This is a genomic window from Candidatus Neomarinimicrobiota bacterium (assembly GCA_041862535.1).
In the GTDB taxonomy this organism is placed as follows: Bacteria; Fidelibacterota; Marinisomatia; order SCGC-AAA003-L08; family TS1B11.
In genome coordinates, this window is record JBGVTM010000065.1 from 1 (window position 1) to 5,194 (window position 5,194).

Below are 5,194 nucleotides of genomic sequence, written 5' to 3' on the forward strand. Positions count from 1 at the left end.
TCCCGAGAACTTCGGGATGCCGGTTTTCGAGACCGGTGCATTCAACCGCTCTGCCACCTCTCCAACGCTGTCAAGAATTCTCCTGGGCATACGGTGCATTTCCCGAAGGGATCCCTCCGGGACAACCGCTCTGCCACCTCTCCAACGCTGTCAAGAATCTTCCTAGGCATACAGTGCATTTCCCGAAGGGATCCCTGCGGGACAACCGCTCTGCCATCTCTCCGAAAAGCCCGAGACTGCTTTATTCAGACGCCGCTGAGTTCCAACGTTATATTACGAATGATTCGGATAGAATAGAATACCCTGCTCACTCCGGCGCGTTTTTACGCTGCTGCTTGAAAAACGCCTGCAGCAGCGCCTGGCACTCCTCTTCCAGCACCCCGCCGGTGACCTCCACCTGGTGGCTGAAGCGCGGATCGCGGCACAGCTGGTAGAGTGAGCCGCAGCAGCCGGCCCGGTCATCCCAGGCACCGAAGACCAGCCGCGGCAACCGGCTGTTCACAATGGCACCGGCACACATGGGGCACGGCTCCTTGGTGACGTACAGCGTACAGCCCTCCAGCCGCCAGCTGCCCAGGTGATTGGCGGCCGCGGTGATGGCCAGCAGCTCGGCGTGGGCGGTCGGGTCGCGCAGGGCCTCCCGCTGATTGTGCCCCCGACCGATCACCTTGCCCTCCTGCACCACCACCGCCCCCACCGGCACTTCTCCGGCCTCATAGGCCCGCTCGGCTTCCTTCAAGGCCAGGCGGAGAAAATGGTCATGAGGGAGCGAGGTAATCATAAAGTAGGTTGTGATATAATGTGTATATTACGCAATGTTTATCGTAAAAAGAAATCTCCCGTAGCGACAATCGTCAGCCAGCGGGGGATTAATACGTACGCCCGGACGAACCATCCAGCGGCGGGGCGACCCCCCCAACCTTCTGGTCCGTAGCCAGACGCTCTGCCCAGTTGAGCCTGGGTTACGCTACCCGATAAATACTCCTCGACCACTTGCCGCTTAAATGCCTTGCTGAACCTTCTTCTCGTCTCCATATTGTGAATTCTTCAGGGACCTGAAGGCAATGTATTATCTTTTACCTGGAAGTGTACAGCTTTGGCGGGGCACTCCGTTGACTTTCGAAAGGAATTTACATAAGTTAGATTTTAAAGATATATGAATGTATGTCATAAATAGAATGATTTAAATACCATAAAGCTACTATAGACATGGATTTCAGGCATTTGATTATTCCTCTTCTTCTCTGGGCCTCAATAGGCTGGTCACAATCAATTGAGTCGGATGAATCTGAATCCCCGGATCAGGGGATCGAACGTGAATCATCACCGCCCTCGATTGCTGACGGTACACTGTGGCGCAAGACTTCAATGGTCTCGAAGAAGAGGCTTTACTTATTTTGGGGCAGCATAGCATTATCCGAGCCCATCGGAATTCTTCGACTTAAAGAAATGTGGTACCAATCTCCTACCACATCGTTTCACTTTCACAACATAAAGAAAGACTTCCCGAGAAATCGGCAGATGGACAAGCTGGGCCACCTGATGACTTCCTATGCCGCTAGTGATTTTGCTTCGAAAGCCTATCGATGGGCAGGATTTTCTGTCAAGGAATCAGTTCTTTATGGCTCGCTCACAGGCTGGCTTTGGATTTTGCAGATAGAACTGGCCGATGGCTTTTTCGAACGATGGGGCTTCAGCTGGGTTGACCTTTGCGCGAATACCATAGGTGCCGGATTCTCAGCGATCCGGCAACTCTATCCGAATACGTTCAGAGGTATTCAACTGAAAATTAGCTACCATCAATCCATAGCATTTAAGGAAAAACTATATAACCCGTTGGATCAAAACATGATCAATGACTATGAAGGCATGACTTTCTGGTTGACGTTCAATTTATATGATTGCGCCCCACAAGCTATAAAGAGCCGCTTCCCAAGCTGGCTGGCACCAATCGGCGTGGCTGTTGGTCACAGTGCTAAAGGCATCGTTGCAGATAGATTGGGCGGTAAACGGGAGATTTTCATCGGACTGAACATCGATCTTCGAAAAATCAATATCGGCGATAGCAGTAATAACAGACTGCTGAATTTTCTCAAAAGCGAATTGGATCTCATTCGACTCCCGCTACCAGCAATCCGCATTAGCGGAAATGATAGGTGGTATGGAATCTACTTTTAAGTTGAAGGACAAACGCACTTTCGCTGCCTTGATCTCAATATGGTTCAATTTTGCTTTTTCATTTAGAACAGATGACCCACAATCGGCAGGGGAGTAATAACATATTAGGCTGCGCACTCACCTCTCTGCACTATTTCTCCTTATCCGCCCGCTGGCGGACAAAAAATCCCCACCTCCGGAGGGAAGCGAGGATTTTTTATCAGTAGCGGGGTTTATCCCGCGTAGTCTCTGTTGCGGGGCTTATCCTGCGCTGCAACGCGTAGCACGGTCGGGTCAGGGCGTTTGCTCATGCAGCTCCCGGAGCCACTCTTCCAGAATATCCAGGTAAACCGGCGCGTAGTTCTGCCACCCTCTGCGCGACCGCTGCTCCCGTTCCCTCAGGCTGCCGGTCTCCGAGATGATCAGGTTATGGTCCACCCTGGGGATCAGTTCTACCCGGTAATGGGGATTCCCGGCGCGCTCCAGGGCCGCCCGATAGGCCCGGGCACCCTGGATCGGGTCGGCCTGGGTGTCCTTCCCGCCGAAAAAGGCCAGGACCGGAATGGTGGTGCGCTCGATGACCGTCATCGGATCCCAGAAGTAATCACCCTCGAAATTGGGGTGGTGCCATTGCTCTTCCGTTGCGACCAGCAGGTTGAGGCCCAGCCCCTCCAGGAACGGGTAGCCGGCCAGCTGCTCTTTATACCGCACGTAGGTTTCGTAGTCGTCTGCTCTTTCGATCTCTGCGAGCAGATACTCGATCTGGGTGGCCTCTTCTTCTGAAGCCCCCGCACACAAGGCCTGGGCCGCGAAGAGATAGGCGCCCTGTTCCGCTCCGGGCTCACCCGGACAGGATACTGCGATCATAAAGGCAATGTCTTCGCTCCTCTCCAGGACCCGGGGCATCACGTAGCCCGCCTGGCTGATCCCCCATAGGCCGATCCGTTGGGTATCGATGTCGGGACGCTCCTTGAGAAACTCCACCGCATCCAGGACGATCTGTGCTCGCTGCTCAAGCAGCCGGCTGCGGTCGATCTTGCCGCTGGATTCACCCGTACCCGGCTTGTCCCAGGCAAAGGCAGCGTAACCGACAGCCAGCATGCGATCCATGATCGGCGGATACGTCACCCCCGAAGTACGGTTATTCGGCCCGTCACCGTGCACGAATACCACTACCGGATGCGGCCCCGGTCCCGGCGGCAACCTCAGGTCACCCACCACCCGAAAGCGGCCAGACTGGAATGCCAGTTCCTCGGTGCTGAACTGCAGGCTGCAACTGAAAATGAGTAGCAGGGGCAGCAAATAAGCTATCAGTTGGACGCTTCTCATCATCGCTCCTTTCGGGAAGTCTAATGTTAAATCGATAGGTCCAGGCCTACCGGCTTCGGGGATCAGTCCCCCTACCCGCGGTCCCTGATGCCAATCCGGCTCGGCCTGATCCCTGACTCATCTCCCCTGCCGCTGCACCCGGGCTACCTTTGCGAGGATATCCGGCACCGCCGCTTCCATCATGCTCTGCACGTGTTCGTAGCGGAACGTCCGCTCTTCAAACGACCGCCCCTTAACGGCCTTGAGAAATCGTTTCTCGAAGTCCTCAAAGTATGAACCGTAGATGTGATAGCTGTCCGCCTGATGGACGTAGCGACCCAGTTTCACACTATGACCTGAAATCTCAGCGATCCGGGCCGCAATCCTTTCCTGGAGCTTGACCAGCGCGAACATATTCATAAAGGCCGCTTTATAGGCATCGTTCGACCGGAATCTTACGTTCGTATTCAGGTGCCAGCTGTCATCCTCCCCTTCCAGCAGACGGCACCAGATGCTCTGGAGACAGGCCGGGTCATAGCAGGATGTATCCTCCCACACCTTCCAGGTAACCGCCTGTGCCCGCCTGGAATAGGGCACCGCGGCCAGCTTGGAAGCCAGTATCTCAATCTGGTCATAGGTCTCATCCATCCGGGGGACGGTATACTCGAATAGCCGCTGGTGATAGGTGTATTCCCAGCGCGTGTCTTCGGGATCGTTCGGATCGCGGATAAAGTGGTCTTTGATCCCATCCAGCACTTCCATGACGTACTCCTGCAGGTCCAGGATGCCGCCCGGCAGGTCTTTGTGGATCATGGGTTCAGCCAGCGGGTCATTGACCACTATCGTCATCGTGCAGTCCTTGCTGGGAGGATCACCGGGCTGATCATACTCCGTCTTTATTTCACAACCGTGCTGGTAAACAGCCAGCAGCGATTGCTCCCAGGCCTTAGCCAGACCCTCCCCCTCGACGTGCAATACCGGTATGTGGCCCTTCATGTTCAGGTCACCTCTCAAATTTGATTAAACAGGATTACCTACAGCCTGCGCTGATCAGTTGCCATCTCCTGATCACGTAACGCAATACGCCTGGCGATTGACAAACTAAGTTTATGCCCGGCGCTGTGCGTATCAAACGGTTTAGAGGCTCCCCCAGCTTCCCTTTCTTTAAATGAGATAGGCGACACAGCGTGAGAGCCTGCCCTGAGCGGCGACGAAGAAGGAGTCGAAGGGGGGGTGAGTTCTACCCACCCCAACTTCGAGCTGGCAGCGCAGGACGCGAATCGGAGGGTGGATACCATCCACATGCTTGAATGAAAGGAGAACCGGTTGATTAGCTATCATTTGGCTACCTTTCGACTACGATTTACGGCAACATCGGCCCTATATCTGAAGATTCTGTTGAACTTTTCGGGAAGATCAGGGATTATCTATACGAGAGGTCTTCGGTAAGGCCTGCGAGTAATCCTTTCGGTTGCGTTGAGCATAGGAGAAAACATATGGTTCCATGGAAGCACACATTGATCATTCCGGCCCTGACCCTCTGCATATTTTCGGGGTGTTCCCCGGACAGTCAGGAGATCGAGCGTCCGGAGACGATCGTCAGCAAACGCCAAGTGGTATATGACCGGGAGACCTATACCGGACTGGCTGAACTCTGGCAACGCTACTACCGTACCTTCCCGTCGGAAATGGCCTACGCCAACTGGATGTATGCCGCCCGGTACGCCGG

The 5,194-nt window shown here is 54.5% G+C and carries 7 protein-coding genes; 2 read left to right on the forward strand and 5 right to left on the reverse strand.

Going from position 1 to position 5,194, the window contains the following annotated elements:
* Positions 1-307 precede the first annotated feature (307 nt).
* Both tadA and ACETWG_02830 read right to left on the reverse strand, forming a co-directional pair.
* Complete coding sequence (gene tadA / locus ACETWG_02825; GenBank protein MFB0515522.1) at positions 308-781, reverse strand: tRNA adenosine(34) deaminase TadA; 474 nt, start codon at positions 779-781, stop codon at positions 308-310.
* A gap of 38 nt (positions 782-819) precedes the next feature.
* Complete coding sequence (locus ACETWG_02830) at positions 820-1,035, reverse strand: transposase (protein MFB0515523.1); 216 nt, start codon at positions 1,033-1,035, stop codon at positions 820-822.
* Between the two features lie 189 nt (positions 1,036-1,224).
* On the opposite strand from ACETWG_02830, the gene ACETWG_02835 reads away from it, so the two are divergent.
* Entirely contained in the window at positions 1,225-2,178 is a 954-nt protein-coding gene (locus tag ACETWG_02835; GenBank protein ID MFB0515524.1) for a DUF2279 domain-containing protein, read from the forward strand.
* Positions 2,179-2,451: 273 nt separating this feature from the next.
* Here the strand turns inward: ACETWG_02835 and ACETWG_02840 are convergent, their stop codons facing one another.
* From ACETWG_02840 to ACETWG_02850, 3 genes are all read right to left on the reverse strand, one after another.
* On the reverse strand, positions 2,452-3,489 hold the full coding sequence (locus tag ACETWG_02840) for an alpha/beta hydrolase family protein (protein ID MFB0515525.1): 1,038 nt from the start codon (positions 3,487-3,489) through the stop codon (positions 2,452-2,454).
* Between the two features lie 114 nt (positions 3,490-3,603).
* Positions 3,604-4,461: a thymidylate synthase gene (locus ACETWG_02845; protein ID MFB0515526.1), complete on the reverse strand. Its 858-nt coding sequence runs from the start codon at positions 4,459-4,461 to the stop codon at positions 3,604-3,606.
* A gap of 168 nt (positions 4,462-4,629) precedes the next feature.
* Positions 4,630-4,806 carry a hypothetical protein gene (locus tag ACETWG_02850; protein ID MFB0515527.1) on the reverse strand — a complete coding sequence of 59 codons (177 nt, stop codon included), beginning with the start codon at positions 4,804-4,806 and terminating at the stop codon, positions 4,630-4,632.
* A 155-nt stretch (positions 4,807-4,961) separates the two neighbouring features.
* Here ACETWG_02850 and ACETWG_02855 point away from each other — a divergent pair.
* The coding region (locus tag ACETWG_02855; GenBank protein ID MFB0515528.1) for a hypothetical protein at positions 4,962-5,194 on the forward strand (233 nt) is incomplete at its 3' end.